Origin of the sequence: Streptomyces sp. CY-1 (assembly GCF_047218265.1) — a bacterium.
GTDB lineage: Bacteria > Actinomycetota > Actinomycetes > Streptomycetales > Streptomycetaceae > Streptomyces > Streptomyces niphimycinicus.
This window is the reverse complement of sequence record NZ_CP178393.1, coordinates 9,935,012-9,952,704: the sequence shown is the minus strand read 5'-3', so window position 1 is coordinate 9,952,704 and position 17,693 is coordinate 9,935,012. Positions and strand designations below refer to the sequence as shown.

Sequence of the window (17,693 nt, the reverse complement as noted above, 5' to 3'; positions counted from 1 at the left end):
CCGTGGACCGGTTCAGTCCTGGCGGAAGCGGTTGATGGACGGCAGATGGCGCTCGCGCAGCTCCGGATCGCGCACGCCCAGGCCCTCCTCCGGGGCCAGGCACAGGACGCCGACCTTCCCGGAGTGGCGGTTGCGGTGGACGTCCTGGGTGGCCGTGCCGACCGCCGCGAGCGGATAGACCTTGGAGAGCGTGGGGTGCACCATTCCCTTCTCGATCAGCCGGTTGGCCGCCCATGCCTCCCGGTAGTTGGCGAAGTGGGTGCCGATGATGCGCTTGAGGGCCATCCACAGATAGCGGTTGTCGTACTCATGGCGGTAGCCGGAGGTCGAGGCGCAGGTGACGATCGTTCCGCCGCGCCGCGCCACGTACACACTGGCGCCGAAGGTTTCCCGGCCGGGGTGCTCCAGGACGATGTCCGGATCGTCGCCGCCGGTCAGTTCGCGGATCCGGGCGCCGAAGCGCTTCCACTCCTTGGGGTCGGGCGTGGACGCGTCCTTCCAGAACCGATAGCCCTCCTCGGCCCGGTCGATGACCAGCTCGGCCCCCATGGAGCGGGCGAGTTCGGCCTTGCGCTGCCCGGAGACCACGCACACCGGGATGGCCCCGCCGTTGACGGCCAGTTGGGTGGCGTACGAGCCGAGGCCACCGGCCGCGCCCCAGATGAGGGTCACATCGCCCTGCTTCATCTGGGCGCCGTTGCGGGAGACGAGCTGCCGGTACGCCGTGGAGTTGACCAGGCCCGAGGACGCGGCCTCCTCCCAGGTGAGGTGGGCGGGCATCGGCATGAGCTGATTGGCTTTGACCAGCGAGAGCTCGGCGAGCCCGCCGAAGTTGGTCTCGAAGCCCCAGATGCGCTGCTCGGGGTCGAGCATGCTGTCGTCGTGGCCGTCCGGTGAGCGCAGTTCGATGGACAGGCAGTGGGCCACCACCCGGTCGCCGGGCTTCCAGTGGCGCACCCCCGGCCCGGTGCGCAGCACCACACCGGCCAGATCGGAGCCGAGGACGTGGTAGGGCTGGTTGTGGCGGGCCGCGCCGGGGTCGTCGGTCCGTGCGTACCGCTCCAGGAAGCCGAAGGTCGGCATCGGCTCGAAGATGGCGCTCCACACGGTGTTGTAGTTGATCGCGCTGGCCATGACCGCGATCACCGCCTCGCCCGGGCCCGGTTCGGGCGTGGGCACCTCACGGATGTGGAGCGACTTCTGGGGGTCCTTGTCCTTGGTGGCCATGCCCTCGAACATCTCGGATTCCTCTTTGAGGATCACCGCGCCCCGATAGGACTCGGGCACGCTCAAGGCGGCGAAATCCGCGGCCACCGCATCCTCTGCCAGCATGGCGCTGATGATGTCCTGCATGACGTGTCCTCCGATGTACCGCCCCGAGCCATCTGTGTCCCGGAGGCTATGGCAGCGGCCACGATCCGAATAACCCCTACGTCCGCCCAGGTCCGGCCCCCCTAGGCGGCCCCCCTATACCGCCAGGGAGTGCAGACAGGCGATGAGCGTGCGGGCTTCGACATTGACGTAATGGCTGTGGCGTATCAGGTCGAGCAACTGACGCACGGCCATCCAGCGGTAGTGCGACGGCTCCTCGGGGACGGCGCTCATCTCGGTTTCCACGATGAGGTAGCGGTTGAAGGCGTGGAAGAACCGGCCGCCTTCCTCGGAGAGCACGGTGTCGAACCGCACCCGTTCGGCCGGTGCCTCCACCACCTCGCGGAGGAACGGCGGGGCGGCCTTCTCGGGCAGATGGGTGTAGTTGCGCGGGGTGCACTGCACGGTGGGGGCCAGCTCCACCACATCCGTGTAACCGGGTTCGGCGCGGGCCTGCACCAGCACATGCGGCACCTGGTCGGCGTAGGCCAGCAGGAAGGCCGCCACGCCCGGGCCATGGGGCTCGATCATGGGCTGGGTCCAGCCGCCCACCTCACGGCCGCCCGCGGTCACGTCCACGGCCATCACGCTGAAGAAGCGACCGCTCTCGTGGGAGATCCGATGGGTGCTGCGGTGCCAGCTCGCCGTCTCCCGCAGCGGTATCCGCTCGGTGAACACCTCGCGCTCGGTGCGCAGTCCGGTGATCCAGCTCAGGATGTCGGCGTCGCGGTGGCGGCTGTGGGCCCGGGGGGCCGGGAAGGTCGTCTCCTGGGGGGCCGGCGGGGAGTGCGGCAGACAGGCCAGGACGCTGCGCGCGTCCATGTTCACCAGGTCCTCCACGGCCAGCAGATGGTATAACTGGCCCAGCGTCAGCCAGCGGAAGCCGTCGCGCACCTCGACGTCCGTCTCCGGTGCGACCTCGACCAGCATGTTGCGGTTGCGCTTGTGGAAGAACCAACTGCCCTGCTCCGACTGGCGGACATCGGCGAGCACCCGGTGCCGTTCGGCCTGCTGGAAGTACTCCACATACGGCACGGCCCGGCCCTTGTGCACCCGGGTGTAGTTGCTGCGGGTCGCCTGGACGGTGGGCGAGAGCTGAAGCCCACTGTGGTTGCCCGGCTCCATCTTGGCCTGCATCAGGAAGTGCGGTACGCCGTCGAAGTCCTTGACCAGGATGCCGAGGATGCCGATCTCCGGCTGGTGGAGGATCGGCTGGCGCCACTCCTCCACCGGCGCCCCGGGCATCCGTACCCGGATGCCCTCGACGCTGAAGAACCGGCCGGTCTCATGGACGAGGTTGTGGGTGTCCGGTGCGAAGGCCCAGCCGCGCATCTGCTCGAACGGAATGATCTCGACCCGGGATTCGTCGGCCTCGACGCGCTCCCGGAACCAGCGCTGGAAGTCGGCGAGCAGGGTCACCGAGCTGTCGACGGTGGCGGCCGAGCGGATCAGCCGTTCCTGGAGCGTTTTCACCACGCCCATGCCTCCGGCCCGGGGCCGCCGTTGCCGATCGGCGGGAACAGCCGGTCCAGTTCGGTCAGCACCTCGTCGGACAGCGTCAGCTCCATGGCCTTGAACGCCCCTTCGAGCTGGTCCAGGCTGCGTGGCCCGATGACCGGCGCGGTGATGCCGGGGCGGCCCATCACCCAGGCCAGCCCCACCTCGGCCGGGTCGGCGCCGAGGCCGTCGCACAGCTTCTCGTACGCGGCGACGGCGTCCCGGTGGACCTCCAGCGCCTGGGCCGCCCGGCCCTGGGCGGTCTTCATCGCGGTGCCCTCGGCCAGCTTGCGCAGCGCCCCGCTGAGCAGTCCGCCGTGCAGCGGGGACCAGGCGAGCACCCCGACCCCGTACCGCTGGGCGGCGGGGATCAGCTCCAGTTCGATATGGCGGGTGACGAGGTTGTAGACGCTCTGCTCGGAGACGATGCCGAGGAAGTGGCGGCGGGCAGCGGCCTCCTGGGCCTCGGCGATATGCCAGCCGGCGAAGTTGGACGAGCCGACGTAGCGCACCTTGCCCTGCCGGGTCAGCGTCTCCATCGCCTGCCACACCTCCTCCCAGGGGGCGTGGCGGTCGATGTGGTGCATCTGGAACAGGTCGATCCAGTCGGTGCCCAGCCGCCGCAGCGAGTCCTCGCAGGAGGCGATGATGTGCCGGGCGGACAGCCCCGAGTCATTGGGCCAGTCGCTCATCGGGTTGAACACCTTGGTGCCCAGCACGACCTTCTCGCGCCGGCCACCTCCCTGGGCGAACCAGCCGCCGAGGAACTCCTCGGTGTAGCCCTTGTGCTTCTGCCAGCCGTACTGGTTGGCGGTGTCGACGAAGTTGACGCCGCGGTCCAGGGCGGTGTCCAGGATCGCGTGGCTCTCCTCGTCGCTCGCCCTGACCCCGAGGTTCAAGGTGCCCAGGCACACCCGGCTCACCTTGAGGCCAGTACGTCCGAGATAGGTGTACTCCATCAGTGTCCTTCGGTACGGGCCGCCGCGGCAGCCGGTCGGCTCGAGGTGGCGGAGGCGGCCCACAGGTCGTGGAGGGATTCCTTCAGGGCCACCTTCGGGGACCAGCCCATGAGCCGCCGGGCGAGGCGGATGTCGGCCTGGGTCCAACTGCCGCCCTTGCTCTGCACGGCGCCGGTCTCCTCGCGCACCAGCTCCGTGGGGACCTGGGAGGCGGAGATCAGCAGCCAGGCCAGTTCGCGCATGCTGGAGGCGTCGCCCTGCCCGATGTTGATCGCCCGGCCGGTCACCGGGCTGCTCGCGGCCAGCGCCACGGCCTCGGCGACATCGCGGACGTCGATGAAGTCACGCTGGTCGTCGACGAGGGTGAGGGAGAGCGGAGCGTCCTGGGTGGTCCGGCGCAGCCGGTGGGCGAGTCCGCCGAGGAAGCTGCCCCGGGGGGTGCCCGGTCCGCAGACGTTGGTGACGCGCAGAACACAGCCGTCGACGCGGCCCGCGTCCGCGGCGCCCAGGACGATCCGGCTGCCGACGAGCTTGGTGCGGGCGTAGGGGGTGTGGGGGGCGGTGGGGTGGTCCTCGGTGATGGCCGTGCCGTCGGGGACCGGGCCGTACTCGTGCACCGACCCCAGATGGACCAGCCGCGGCCGCCTGGGGAGCGTCGCCACGGCGTCCACCAGCCGGTCGACGAGCGGGATGTGCGAGGCCGTCATGCTCGCCTCGTCGCCCTCCCAACTGTCGCCCGCGGCGTTGACGACGAGATCGGCGGACTTCGCGGCCCGGACGATGTCGTCGCTCGGCGCGGTTACCGCGTCAAGGGGCAGGAATACGACTCCGGGAATGGGTTCAGCGGGTTTTCTCGCTATTGCCAGGACCTCATATCCGCGTTTGGTGAGAGCCCTACAGATATGTCGCCCGATGAATCCGGTGCCGCCGATCACAACGGCCTGCCGATCTCGCATGTGGCCCATATCGCCACCGTATTGGCGCCGCTTCGAGCCGAACAACCCCTACCCTCGCCCACCCCTATCCGCCACCCCTATCACGGCTCCGACCTGCGATGTCATTGGAATAGATGTCGTTTATGGGCCTCGCTGACCGCTGCCGCGCGATCCTTCACGCCGAGTTTCTCGTAGACATGCAGCAGATGTGTCTTCACCGTCGCCTGGCTGATGAACAAGGCCGCCGCGGCCTGTCGATTCGTGGCCCCGTCCGCGATAAGTCTGAGCACTTGGAGTTCACGGTCGCTCAGCGGTCCCTGGGTGGGTTTGCGGACCTGGCCGAGAACCCGTCCGGTGACCGCGGGCGAGAGGACGGACTGGCCCGAGGAGGCGGACCGCACGGCGCGGGTCAGCTCCTCGCGCGGGGTGTCCTTGAGGAGATAGCCGGTCGCCCCGGCGGCCAGGGCGCCCATGACATCGCTGTCGGTGTCATAGGTGGTCAGGACCAGGATCCGGGCCTCCGGGTCGCCGCGCAGCAGCCGTTTGATGGCCTCGACGCCGCCCATCCGGGGCATGCGCAGATCCATCAGGACCACATCGGCCGACTGCCGTTCGTACAGTTCGACGGCCTCGGCACCGTCACCGGCCTCGCCGATCACCGTGAAGTCGGGGTCCCGCTCCAGCACCCCGCGCAGCCCGTCGCGGACCACGGGGTGGTCGTCCACGATGAGGATGCGGATGGGCGCGGCGGCGGGGCGGTGGGCGCCGCCGTCGTGAGGGTTGCCGCTGGGGGTGCTACCGCCGTGGGGGTGACCGCTGGGGGTGATTCCGCTCATGCACCGGCTTCCTGGGGGATGACGGGGACGGCCGCACTGATGGCGGTGCCCTCGCCACGGGCGCTTTCGATGTCCAACGTACCGGCGAACCGGCCCAGTCGGCGCCGCATCGCCACAAGCCCCAGCCCGTGGTCACCGGAGGTGCCGGCCGCGGCCTCCGCGGCCGCGGGGTCGAATCCGACGCCGTCGTCGAGCACATCGAGGACGACCACGTCCTCCATGTACGACAGGGTGATGCCCACCTTCGACGCCTCGGCGTGCTTGGCGATATTGGCGAGGGCCTCCTGCGCCACCCGGTAGAGCGTGGCCTCCAGTTCGGCGTGGACGGGGGTGGCGGTCCCGGTCGTCTCGAACGCGACCTTCGCCTCCCGCCCCCGTGACCAGCCCTCGACCAGGCATTCCAGGGCGTCGGGCAGCGTCCGGGACTCCAGTTGCTCGGGGCGCAGGGCCTGGACGGACCGGCGCGCCTCGGCCAGGCTGTCCCGGGCCAGGTCCTTGGCCGCGACGAGATGGCGGCGCCACACCTCGCGGTCGCCTTCGGCGTGTTCGGCGGCCTCCAGTTGCCGGATGATGCCGGCCAGCCCCTGGGCGAGGGTGTCATGGATCTCCCCCGCCATCCGCTGGCGCTCGTCCAGCACTCCGGCCTCCCTCGCCTGGGTGATGAGCTGGGTGTGGAGCCCGGCGTTCTCCTTGAGCGCCGACCGGAGTTCGGCCACGGTCCGTTTGCGCCGCTGATGCTGTTCGTTCAGCCGGCTCGACAGCAGATTGATCCAGCCGATCACCACGGTCTGGAAGGCGATGGCGGCGACATAGCCGACCACGGCGCCGGTCGTGGGGCTCGGGAAGCCGTCCGGCACGGTGTTGACGACGAACGAGGTGGCCGCCACGGACACCAGCGCCCAGACCGTCGGCAGCAGCACCAGCGCCTGGAGGAATCCGGTGGTGGCGAAGACCATGAACACCTGGTCCCGTGCCATCAGCGCGGCGGAGAGGGCGAGCAGCCCGGCGAAGTAGACGGCCGTCCGCGCCATGCCGTAGGGCTGTCTGCTGCGGCGGCCGGTCGGCAGGGTGTAGGTGCCCAGGATCCAGAGGGCGGCCAGCGCCGCCAGGCCGAGCGTGGTGAGCAGCCGCCCGGCCGGCGGCGGGCCGTGGACCACGCTCAGGGCCGTGGACAGAAACAGCAGAAGGTAGGGCAGCCCTCCGAACAGGATGTCGGAGTGCCGCTCCCACCGTCCGCCGTCGTCCTTGGACGCGCTCACCTCACTCCCAGCGGAACAGCTTGGCCGCGGCGGCGGTGGCGGCCACCGCGATCACCCCGAGGACGGTCAGATGCAGCGTCTGCGGCCACTGGTTCTCCCAGGAGTCGCGCAGGGCCTGCAACGCGGCGCCCAGCGGGGTGTAGTCGCCGATGGTGGACACGGTCTCGGGCAGATCCTCCTTGGGGAGGAACGCCCCGCCGAAGAAGAGGCTGGGGAAGAGCAGGGAAAGGCCCATCGCGGTGGCCGACTTGCTGCTCGGCGCGATGGCCGCGATCACCAGGCCGATGGAGAACAGCGCCCAGGTGCCCAGGGCGAAGCTGATCAGGAAGGCGGGGACGTCGCCGGGCAGCTTGGTGTCGAAGGCGGCCTTGCCGACGATGAGCACCAGCACCGCGGAGACCGCCGCGGTGACCAGGTTGATGAAGAGCTGGGCGATCAGCAGATTTCCCGGGTGGACGGGGCTCGCGGCCAGCCGCCGCAGGATGCCCTTCTCCCGGTAGGTCGCCAGCGTGGTGGGCAGCAGGTTGAGGGCCAGCATGGTCAGACACAGCGACATCGCCATCGCGGGGACGAACGCGGCCATCGACTCCTTGGTGGCGGCGTCGTCATTGGACTTGGTGGTGACGAAGTGGAAGATGGCCAGCAGCATGATCGGCAGTGCGATGACGAAGAACACCGCGGTGGGATCGCGCAGGAACAGCTTGCTCTCGACGAAGGTGAGCTTGGTGCGCCCGGACATGGCAGAGATCTCCTCGGCGGTTCAGTTGGCGGGCTTGGAGCCGGTCAGGGCGACAAAGGCGTCATCGAGACTCGCCTGCTCCAGACGGAGTTCGTTCGCCACGATCTGGTTGCGGGCCAGGACGGAGATCACCGCGTAGACGACATTGCCCTTGCCGACCACCGTCACCTGGGACTTGGACCGGGTCACACTGCTCACCTCGGGCAGTGAGGTCAGCAGTTCGTCGTCCATCGGCACGGACGGCTTGAACCGGATGATCTGCTGCTCATCGACCCGGGACACCAGTCCGGAGGGGGTGTCCAGGGCCACGACCCGGCCGGATTCGATGATGGCGATCCGGTCGCAGAGCCGCTCGGCCTCCTCCATGAAGTGGGTGACCAGCAGCACGGTCACATCCTGCTCCCTGACCTTCTCGATCAGCTTCCAGGTCTCGCGCCGGGCGTGCGGGTCCAGTGCGGTGGTCAGCTCGTCGAAGACGGCGATCCTGGGGTTGCCGACCAGGGCGAGGGCGATGGACAGCCGCTGCTGCTGTCCGCCGGACAGCGATCCGTAGGGGGTGTCGGCCTTGCCCGACAGGCCCCAGTCCTTGATGAGTTCGCGCCAGTCGACGGGGTCGCGGTAGAAGGTGCTGTACAGCTCGAGCGCCTCCCACACCTTCATCTTGGGCGGCAGTTCGCTCTGCTGGAGCTGGATCCCGATGGACTCGCGCAGCTCGGCGAGGTCCTTCAGCGGGTCCAGGCCCATCACGGAGATCTCGCCGCCGTCCCGTTTGCGCATCCCCTCGATGCACTCCACGGCGGTGGTCTTGCCCGCGCCGTTGGGGCCCAGGATGCCGAAGATCTCACCCTCCTCCACGGAGAAGGACACGTCCTGTACCGCGACGTGATTGCGGTATTCCTTCCGCAGGTTACTGACCTCGATCAGCGGCATCGGCCGGGTCCTCCTCGCTTCTGTTCCTTCACTCTTCCACCGTAGGAAGCGGGTATCCCCCGCGGATCGGCCCATCGGCTGCCCAGCGGGCTGATCCTCCCTCCACCCACCGGCTGACCGGCCGCATCAACCGATCGGTGGAGGGGGGTACACCACGGCCTACACCACGGCCGGGTCAGTCACGCCGGGGGTGCAGCGCCCGGCACACCTCGTAGGACGGCAGCAGCCCCGCCCGTTCGGCCTCGGCAAGACCGGGGGCGTTCCGGTCCCGCTGGGAGACCAGATACTCCAGGTCCGTGGGCCAGGGCAGGCCGAGCGCCGGGTCGAAGGGGTCGATCTCGTGCTCGGCTCCCGGGTTGTACTCCACCGAGTTCAGATAGGCCGCCACGGTGTCGTCCCGCAGCGCGATGAAGGCGTGGCCGAGGCCCTCCTCCAGATACACCGCCCGGTACGAGACGGGGTCCAGGCGCACACTGTCCCAGTGGCCGAAGGTGGGCGAGCCCACCCGCAGGTCCACCACCACATCGAGGAGTTCACCGCTGGTGCAGGTCACCATCTTGGCCTGGCCCGGGGGTACGTCCGCGTAGTGCACCCCGCGGACCGTGCCGCGCCGGGAGACGCTGTGGTGGTTCTGGCCCAGCCGCAGCGGATGGCCGACGGCCGCGGCGAAGGCCGCTTCGGTGTAGTGGGCGACGAACGCGCCGCGCTCGTCGCGGTGGACGTCCGGGCTGAACTCATAGGCGCCGGAGACCGCCAGCTCGCGCACCTTCATCGGTTGTGCTCCATGGTGAGCTTCTCCAGCACCGGCACCACATCGTGCGGGGTGGGGGTGTGCAGGTTCTCCTCCCGCAGCCGCTCGGCGGTCTCCTTGTACGTGGCGTCGCCCAGCAGCCGCTGGACGCTCTCCCGCAGCACCTCGGCGGTCAGCTCGGAGGCGTGCACGGCCAGTCCCGCACCGGCCTCGTGCAGGCTGGTGGCCTTGTTCCACCAGTCGCCGTAGCGGATGGTGGGGATGAACTGCGGTACGCCGTTGACCAGTGCGGTGCCCCAGGAGCCGAAGCCGCCGTGGTGGATGAGGACCGCGGCGCCGGGCAGCAGGGCGTGCAGCGGGACGAAGTCGACGATGTGGGTGTTGGCGGGGATCTTCTCCAGGGCCGCGACCTCCTCGGGCGGCAGCGCGGCCACCACGTCGATGTCCATGGTCCCGAGGGTGTCGATGATGTCGGTGACCGGCATGAAGGTGCCGCCCAGGGCCGCCCGTGCGGAGACGCCCGAGGTCAGCACGACGCGCGGCCGCTCGGGGACCTCGCGCAGCCAGTCCGGGATCTCGCTGGGGCCGTTGTAGGGCAGATAGCGGACCGGGACCCGGTGGACCGACAGCGGAAGCTGGAGGCTGGTGGGGATCTGGTCGATGGTCCACTGACCGACCACGACCTCCTCGTCGAAGGTGCGGTCGTAGCGGGCGAGGATGCCGCCGAGCCAGTCGGCCATCGGGTCCTCGCGGCGCTCCTCGGGCTGCTCCGCGAGGCGGGTCAGGAACACCTCGCGCATCTTGGAGTAGATGTCGATGCACCACAGCAGCCGGGCATGGGCGGCGCCCACGACCCGGGCGGCCACCGGGCCCGCATAGCTGACCGGGTCCCAGATGACCAGGTCGGGCTGCCAGTCGCGGGCGTAGGCCACCAGTTCGTGCACCATGCAGTCGTTGTAGGTCTGGTACGCGAACATCACGCTGACCTTGAACTTCATCAGCACCTGTTCCCAGGAGTGCTGATCGAGGTCCGGAGCGGACCAGTCGGACAGCGGATTCTCCAGCGAGTCGCGGTTCTCCGTCAGCATCTCGTGGAGATTGTGGTCCGTGCCGACGGAGACGGCCGTCAGACCAGTGCTCTTGATGTGCTCGGTCAGCGCGGGGTTGCTGGCGACATGCACCTCGTGGCCGGCCGCGGCCAGCGACCAGGCGAGCGGGACCATGGTGAACAGGTGCGATTTCTCGGACACCGTGGCGAAAAGGATACGCATCGTCGGTTCTCTCTCAGTCGATAGGTCGTCGGGGGCGGGCGGTGGCCGCCCGCAGGGTGTCCGTGATGACTCCGGCCACGGCGGCCTTCTGTTCACCCAGGTAGAAGTGGCCGCCGGAGAAGACCTCCAGCCGGAAGGAGCCGGAGGTGTGCTCCCGCCAGCCCGCCATCTCCGGGGCCCTGACGCGGATGTCGCCGTCGCCGGCGAGCCCCACGATGTCGCAGCGCAGCCTGGCGCCGGGCCGGTACTCATAGGTCTCGGCCGCCTTGTAGTCGCTGCGGATGGCCGGCAGGGTCAGCCGCAGCAGTTCGGCGTCGCCGAGGATGCGCGAGTCGGTCCCGCTGACCAGTTGGAGCTCGGCGATGAGCCCGGCGTCGTCGCGCCGGTGGATGTCCAGGCTCCGGTGGTGTGAGGGCGCGGGCCGGCCCGAGGCGAAGAGCGTCACGGGCACGGTCCCCAGCTCCCCTTCGAGCAGCCGGGCCAGCTCGAACCCGACGCTCGCGCCCATGCTGTGGCCGAACAGCGCGATCGGCCGGTGTGCCGCCAGTGGCGTCAGCGCCTCGAAGATCTCGCGCGCCATCTCATGGATGTTCTCGATGGGCGTGTCATGGCGGCGGTCCTGCCGCCCCGGGTACTGGACGGCCAGCGCCTCCACGGTCGGCGGCAGCAGCTCGGAGAGGGGGAAGTAGAAGCTGGCGGCTCCTCCGGCGTGCGGCAGGCAGACCAGGCTGACCTCGGCCTCCGGACGCGGATGGAACCTGCGGAACCACAAGCTCTCATCGGTGACGGGCAACGCCATGGTCGTCGTTCCTTTCGCGGTGCGGGGAGGGCGCCTCGGCCCTTTCGCGGTGCGGGAGGGCGCCTCGGCGGCGGGTGCGGGCCGGAGTCAGGCGCCGTCGCGCGGCAGGGACTCCAGCCAGTCCTCGATGGCCTGGGCGGTGGGGAGGGAGTGGTCCTCCATCATGGTGAAGTGGTTGCCGCGCACATCGACGATGTCGTGCGGCAGCTCCCAGAAGGACCGCCAGTCGGGCAGCTCCTCCAGCTTCAGCGAACCGGTGGACAGCGGCTCCAGCGCGCGCACGAGAAGGGTGGGGGTGGCGATCGGCTCGGGATCCCAGCTTCCGAAGAGGTTGAGATACCAGCCCATGGCCGACAGCCGGTCGTCGTCCATGGTGACGAACACGCCCTCGCGCTCGGTCATCCCGTCCATGAGCGAGAGCCCGAACTGGTTGAGGATGCTGCTCTTGGGCACGTACGTGTCCACCAGCACCACCGCGGTCGGCCGGATCCCCATCCGCTCCAGATGTCCCGCCGCCGCATGGGCGAACCAGCCGCCCGCCGAGGAGCCCAGCAGCACGATCGGCGCCCCGTCCGCGGCCTTCGCCACCGCCTCGGCCTGGGCGGCGACCACCGCGTCCGCCGTCTCCGGAAGGGGCTCGCCGCGGCCGAAGCCCGGCAGCGCGAGCGCCGACACATCGCGCCGGCCCCGCTGGGAGGCCGCGAACCGCGCGTACTGGTGGATGCCCGCGACCGCCAGGCACGAGGAGAAGCAGAACATGTGCTGCTCGGCCGGGCCCTTGCTGAGCCTGACCGGCGTCGGCAGCTTCTCCAGCTCGGAGGTGGCGCTGAACCGGGGCCGCAGCGCAGCCGTGGCATGCAGCAGGTCGAAGATCTCTTTCCATTTCCCGGTCTCGAACGCCTGGGTGTAGAGCGCGCTCAGCGTGGTGGACTCACCCGTGGCGGCTGCCGTCGTGCCCGTGGGCGTCTCCGCGGACGGGCCCGACTGCCGGGCCGCGGCCAGGTCGGAGCGGAGCCGGGCGGCCAGATCGGTGGGCGTCTCGTGGTCGAAGACGAGCGTGGCGGGAAGCCGCAGCCCGGTGGCCGCGTTCAGCCGGTTGCGCAGCTCGACCGCGGTGAGCGAGTCGAAGCCGGAGTCCACGAACTCATGGGTTGCGCCGATGGCGGACGGGTCCGGGTGGCCGAGCACGGTGGCCACCTGCGTGCGCACCAACTCCACCAGTACGGCGTCCTGTTCGGCCTCGGACAGCCCGGCGAGCCGGTCCCGCAGCGCGGAGTCGCCGCCCGGTGAGCCGGTGCGTGTGTTCGCGCCCGCCCGGCGCGCCGGTGCCCGCACCAGTCCGCGCAGCAGCAGCGGCACCGAGCCGGATCCGGCGTTCGCGCGCAGTGCGGCGAGGTCGAGCCGCATCGGGATGAGCAGTGGAGTGTCCAGGGCGAGGGCGGTGTCGAGCAGTTCCATGCCCTGTTCGGAGCTGAGCGCGGCCACGCCCGAGCGGGCGGCCCCGGCCGTGTCCGCCGTTCCGGTCATCGTGCTGGTCCGCGCCCACAGCCCCCAGGCGAGGGAGTGGGCGGGCAGCCCCCGCGCCCTGCGGGCCTGGGCGAAGGCGTCGAGGAAACCGTTGGCGGCTGCGTAGTTGCCCTGTCCGGCGCCGCCGAGTACCCCGGCGGCCGAGGAGAAGAGCACGAACGCGGCCAGGTCCAGCTCCCGGGTGGCCTCGTGGAGGTGGAGTACGGCGTCGGCCTTGGGCCGCAGCACCGTGTCCATCCGCTCGGGGGTGAGCGAGGAGAGCACCCCGTCGTCCAGTACCCCGGCGGTGTGGAACACCCCGGTCAGCGGGTGGTCGCCGGGCACCTGGGCCACCAGGGCGGCCACGGCGTCCCGGTCGGCGGTGTCGCACGCCGCCACGGTCACGGTGGCGCCGAGCGCGGTCAGCTCGTCCCGCAGCCGGTCGGCGCCCTCGGCGGCCGGTCCCCGGCGGCTGGTCAGCAGCAGATGGCGGACGCCGTGCCGGGTCACCAGATGACGGGCGAGCAGCCCGCCGAGCGTACCGGTGGCGCCGGTGATCAGAACGGTGCCCTCGGGGTCCAGCGCACGCGTGGCGCCGGTCTCCCCCTGGGCGCGGGCGAGCCGCGGGGTGTGCGCCTGGCCGGCGCGCAGCGCGAGCTGCGGCTCACCGGAGGGGAGGACCGCCGCGAGAGCCCGTACGGACTCCTCGTGCTCATCGAGGTCGACGAGGGTGAACCGGTCGGGGTTCTCGGACTGCGCGGAGCGCACCAGGCCCCAGACGGCGGCGCCGGGCAGATCGGTGACGTCCGCGCCGGGCGCGGTGGCCACGGCGCCCCGGGTGATGAACACCAGCCGGGAGTCGGCGAACCGCTCATCGGCCGCCCAGCTCTTGGCCAGCCCCAGGGCGGTGGCCAGGGAGGCCCGTACCGCGTCGGCCGGTTCGCCTGGCCGGGCCTGGCCGCACACCAGGACCGCCGCGGGGGCGGCCGTACCGGCGTCCACGGCCGCGCCCAGCGACTCCAGGTCGACATACGACTCCAGGTGGACCCCGGCCGCGAAGAGGCTCTCGGTCACCTCCAGCGCGTCATCGCCGACCAGCGCGGCCCGGGTCAGCGGGGTGGCCGGGGCGGAACCGGCGAGCGCGGGCCAGTCGAGCTGGAACAGTGCCTCGTTGCTCGCGGCGCGGGCGCCGCTGAGCTGATCGCCGGTCATCTTCCGCAGCAGCAGCCCCTCGACGGTGGCCACCGGGCGGCCGGTGGGGTCGGCCACCGCGAGCGCCACGGTGTCCTCCCCGGCCGGGGAGATCCTCACCCGCACCTCGTCGGCTCCGGCGGCGTGCAGCGACACCCCGGTCCAGGAGAACGGCAGCCGCCCCTGCGCCGTTTCGGGGTCCTCTCCGGCGAAGAGGGTGCCGAGCGCGATGCCGTGCAGGGAGGCGTCGAGCAGGGCCGGGTGGATCCCGTACGCGGCGGCGGCCGACCGCTGCTCCTGGGCCAGCCGTATCTCGGCGAACACCTCGTCGCCGCGCAGCCAGGCGGCCCGCAGGCCCCGGAAGGCCGGGCCGTAGCCGAAGCCGCCCGCCGCGTACCGCTCGTACATGTCGCTGACGTCGAGTTCGGTGGCGTCCGCCGGAGGCCACTCGGTCAGCTCCGCGGGGGTGGCCGGGGCGGCGGTGGCGAGGGTGCCGGTGGCGTGCGGGGTCCACGGCTCGCCGAACCCGGCGCCCTCGGGGCGGGAGTGCACGTTCAGCGGGCGCCGTCCGCTCTCGTCCAGTTCCCCGGCGGTCACCCGGAGGGTGAGCGCGCCAAGGGCGGGGAGGATGAGCGGCGCCTGGAGGGTCAGCTCCTCGACCTGGTCGCAGCCGACCTGGTCACCGGCCTGGATCGCGAGTTCCAGGAACGCGGTGCCGGGGAAGAGCACCGTGCCGGAGACGGCGTGGTCGGCCAGCCAGGGCTGGGTGGCCAGGGACAGTCGGCCGGTGAGCACCAGGCCGTCGGTGTCGGCGAGTTCGACGGCGGCGCCCAGCAGCGGATGCCCGGCGGCGCCGAGACCCGCGGAGGTCACGTCACCGGCCCGGTCGGCGCCGTCCAGCCAGTACCGCTGCCGCTGGAAGGCGTACGTGGGCAGCTCCACCCGGCGGGCGCCACGTCCCGCGAACACCTTCTCCCAGTCCACCTCGCCACCGTGGGCATGCACCCGGCCGACCCCGGCCAGCAGCGACTCGGCCTCACCCCGGTCCTTGCGCAGCAGCGGGACGAACGCGACGGCATCGGCGTCGGAGACGCACTCCTGTCCCATCACGGACAGCACTCCGACCGGGCCCAACTCGACATAGCGGGTCACGCCCTGGTCCTCGAGGAACCGCATGCCGTCCTGGAACCGCACCGGCTGCCGCAGATGGCGCACCCAGTAGTCGGGCGTGCACAGCTCCTCGGCCGCCGCCTGGCCGGTCACATTGGACACCACCGCGATCCGGGGGGTGCCGTAGGACAGTTCGCCGACGACCTTGGCGAACTCCTCGAGCATGGGGTCCAACAGCGGCGAGTGGGCGGCGACGCCGACCCGCAGCCGCTTGCTCCGGCCGCCCACCGCTTCCGCGATCCGCAGGACGGCCTTCTCGTCGCCGGAGATCACCGTGGCGGCCGGGCCGTTGACCGCGCCCAGGGCCACCTGATCCTCGTGGCCCGCCAGATGGGGCAGCACCTCGGCCTCGCCGGTCTGAAGCGAGACCATCGCGCCGCCGGCGGGCAGCGCGTCCATCAGCCGGCCCCGGGCCGCGACCAGCGCACAGGCGTCCGGCAGCGAGAACACGCCCGCCACATGGGCCGCCGCCAGCTCGCCCACCGAGTGGCCGACCAGGAAGTCCGCGGTCACGCCCCAGGACTCCAGCAGCCGGTACAGCGCCACCTCGACGGCGAAGAGGCCGGTCTGGGTGTACAGGGTCCGGTCGAGCAACGGGGCGTCCTCGCCGAAGACCACATCGCGCACCGCGTGCTCGACATGGCCGTCCAGGTGGCGGTCGAGTTCGGCGCAGACGGTGTCGAACGCGGCGGCGAAGACCGGGAAGGCGGTGTGCAGGGCGCGTCCCATGCCGAGCCGCTGTGCGCCCTGCCCGGTGAACAGGAACGCCGTCTTGCCCGCACCGGCCACCGCGCCGGGCGTGGCGCCGGAGGCCAACTGATCGAGTTCGCCCAGCAGTTCGGCACGGTTCGATCCCACGACCACCGCGCGGTGGGTGAAGGCGGAGCGGGTGAGCGCCAGCGAGTAGCCGATGTCCGCCGGGGACGGCTCGGGCGCGTCCGCCACATACGACCGCAGTCGCGCGGCCTGGGCCCGCAGGGCCTCCTCGGTGCGTCCCGACAGCGGCCACGGCACCAGGTCACAGGCGGCGGGCCCGGTGTCCGCGGGGGCCTCGGCCTCGGTCTCGCCCTTGTCCTCGGGCTCCTCTGCGGGGGCCTGCTCCAGGATCACATGGGCATTGGTGCCGCTGAATCCGAAGGCGGACACCGCGGCGCGGCGCGGCCGCTCGGTTTCCGGCTCGGGCCACGGCCTGGCCTCGGCCAGCAGCCGTACCGCGCCCGACTCCCAGTCGACGTTGGGGGTCGGCTCCTCGGCGTGCAGGGTCTTGGGCAGCACACCGTGGCGCAGCGCCAGCACCGTCTTGATGATCCCGCCGACGCCCGCGGCGGCCTGGGTGTGGCCGATGTTGGACTTCAAGGAGCCGAGCCACAGTGGCCGGTCCTCGGGGCGGTCCTGGCCGTAGGTGGCGAGCAGGGCCCCGGCCTCGATGGGGTCGCCGAGCGAGGTGCCGGTGCCGTGTGCCTCGACCGCGTCCACATCGGCTGCGGTGAGCCCGGCGTCGGCCAGTGCCTGCCGGATGACGCGCTGCTGGGAGGGGCCGTTGGGGGCGGTGAGCCCGCTGCTGGCGCCGTCCTGGTTGGTGGCGGAGCCGCGGACGACCGCGAGCACCCGATGGCCGTTCTCCCGTGCGTCGGACAGCCGCTCCACGAGCAGCATGCCCACGCCCTCGCCCCAGCCGGTGCCGTCGGCGGAGGCGGCGAACGCCTTGCAGCGGCCGTCGGAGGCGAGCCCGCGCTGCCGGCTGAAGTCCACGAAGGCCACCGGTGTGGACATCACCATCGAGCCGCCGACGAGGGCGAGTTCGCACTCGCCGCGGCGCAGCACCTGGGCGGCGAGGTGCAGGGCCACCAGCGAGGACGAGCAGGCGGTGTCCACGGTGACCGCGGGGCCTTCGAGCCCGAAGGTGTAGGCGATACGGCCGGAGGCGATGCTGCCGGAGCCACCGCTGCCGACGTATCCCTCGACATCGTCGGGCACCTGCCGCAGCCGGGTCGCGTAGTCCTGGTACATCACCCCCGCGAAGACCCCGGTGCGGCTGCCGCGCAGCGTGGCCGGGTCGATCCCGGCCCGCTCCAGGGCCTCCCACCCGGTCTCCAGCAGCAGCCGCTGCTGGGGGTCCATGGCCAGCGCCTCGCGCGGGGAGATGCCGAAGAACGCGGGGTCGAAGTGGTCGGCGTTGGTGACGAAGCCGCCTTCCCGCGCATAGCTCGTCCCCGGCTTGTCCGGGTCCGGGTCGTAGAGGGCCTCCAGGTCCCAGCCCCGGTCGGCGGGGAACTCGGTGACCGCGTCCCGGCCGTTCGCCACCAGCTCCCACAGATCCTCCGGGGACGCCACACCACCGGGGTAGCGGCAGGCCATCCCGACGATGGCGATGGGCTCGTGGTCCTTGGCCTCGGCCTCCTGAAGGCGCTGGCGAGTGCGGTGCAGATCCGTGGTCACTCGCTTGAGGTAGTCGCGGAGCTTTGCCTCGCTCACCGTT

Annotated in this window: 12 protein-coding genes; all 12 read right to left on the bottom strand. The window is 71.1% G+C overall.

Going from position 1 to position 17,693, the window contains the following annotated elements; translation table 11 throughout:
* Positions 1–12: 12 nt before the first annotated feature.
* The 12 genes from ccrA to ACK1X7_RS42700 all read right to left on the bottom strand — a co-directional run bounded on the left by ccrA (position 13) and on the right by ACK1X7_RS42700 (position 17,689).
* Positions 13–1,353 (bottom strand): crotonyl-CoA carboxylase/reductase, encoded by a 1,341-nt coding sequence (gene ccrA, locus ACK1X7_RS42755; RefSeq protein ID WP_413116538.1) that lies wholly within the window; start codon positions 1,351–1,353, stop codon positions 13–15.
* A 114-nt stretch (positions 1,354–1,467) separates the two neighbouring features.
* Entirely contained in the window at positions 1,468–2,853 is a 1,386-nt protein-coding gene (locus tag ACK1X7_RS42750) for an NDP-hexose 2,3-dehydratase family protein (RefSeq protein WP_413116537.1), read from the bottom strand.
* Complete coding sequence (locus ACK1X7_RS42745; RefSeq protein WP_390794675.1) at positions 2,841–3,827, bottom strand: aldo/keto reductase; 987 nt, start codon at positions 3,825–3,827, stop codon at positions 2,841–2,843. The genes ACK1X7_RS42750 and ACK1X7_RS42745 overlap by 13 nt, the downstream gene beginning before the upstream one ends.
* Entirely contained in the window at positions 3,827–4,792 is a 966-nt protein-coding gene (locus ACK1X7_RS42740; protein ID WP_385146751.1) for an NAD-dependent epimerase/dehydratase family protein, read from the bottom strand. Before ACK1X7_RS42740 ends, ACK1X7_RS42745 begins: the two co-directional genes overlap by 1 nt.
* Positions 4,793–4,884: 92 nt before the next feature.
* Positions 4,885–5,598 (bottom strand): response regulator, encoded by a 714-nt coding sequence (locus ACK1X7_RS42735; RefSeq protein WP_385146753.1) that lies wholly within the window; start codon positions 5,596–5,598, stop codon positions 4,885–4,887.
* Positions 5,595–6,857 (bottom strand): sensor histidine kinase, encoded by a 1,263-nt coding sequence (locus tag ACK1X7_RS42730; protein ID WP_385146756.1) that lies wholly within the window; start codon positions 6,855–6,857, stop codon positions 5,595–5,597. The genes ACK1X7_RS42735 and ACK1X7_RS42730 overlap by 4 nt, the downstream gene beginning before the upstream one ends.
* A gap of 1 nt (position 6,858) precedes the next feature.
* Complete coding sequence (locus ACK1X7_RS42725) at positions 6,859–7,596, bottom strand: ABC transporter permease (protein ID WP_385146759.1); 738 nt, start codon at positions 7,594–7,596, stop codon at positions 6,859–6,861.
* A 21-nt stretch (positions 7,597–7,617) separates the two neighbouring features.
* Positions 7,618–8,526: an ABC transporter ATP-binding protein gene (locus ACK1X7_RS42720; protein WP_014056963.1), complete on the bottom strand. Its 909-nt coding sequence runs from the start codon at positions 8,524–8,526 to the stop codon at positions 7,618–7,620.
* A 175-nt stretch (positions 8,527–8,701) separates the two neighbouring features.
* Complete coding sequence (locus tag ACK1X7_RS42715) at positions 8,702–9,298, bottom strand: dTDP-4-dehydrorhamnose 3,5-epimerase family protein (protein ID WP_385146762.1); 597 nt, start codon at positions 9,296–9,298, stop codon at positions 8,702–8,704.
* Entirely contained in the window at positions 9,295–10,527 is a 1,233-nt protein-coding gene (locus ACK1X7_RS42710; RefSeq protein WP_385146764.1) for an activator-dependent family glycosyltransferase, read from the bottom strand. The genes ACK1X7_RS42715 and ACK1X7_RS42710 overlap by 4 nt, the downstream gene beginning before the upstream one ends.
* Before the next feature lie 34 nt (positions 10,528–10,561).
* Complete coding sequence (locus ACK1X7_RS42705) at positions 10,562–11,347, bottom strand: thioesterase II family protein (RefSeq protein WP_385146767.1); 786 nt, start codon at positions 11,345–11,347, stop codon at positions 10,562–10,564.
* An 87-nt stretch (positions 11,348–11,434) separates the two neighbouring features.
* Positions 11,435–17,689 carry a type I polyketide synthase gene (locus tag ACK1X7_RS42700; protein WP_413116536.1) on the bottom strand — a complete coding sequence of 2,085 codons (6,255 nt, stop codon included), beginning with the start codon at positions 17,687–17,689 and terminating at the stop codon, positions 11,435–11,437.
* Between the last annotated feature and the right edge of the window lie 4 nt (positions 17,690–17,693).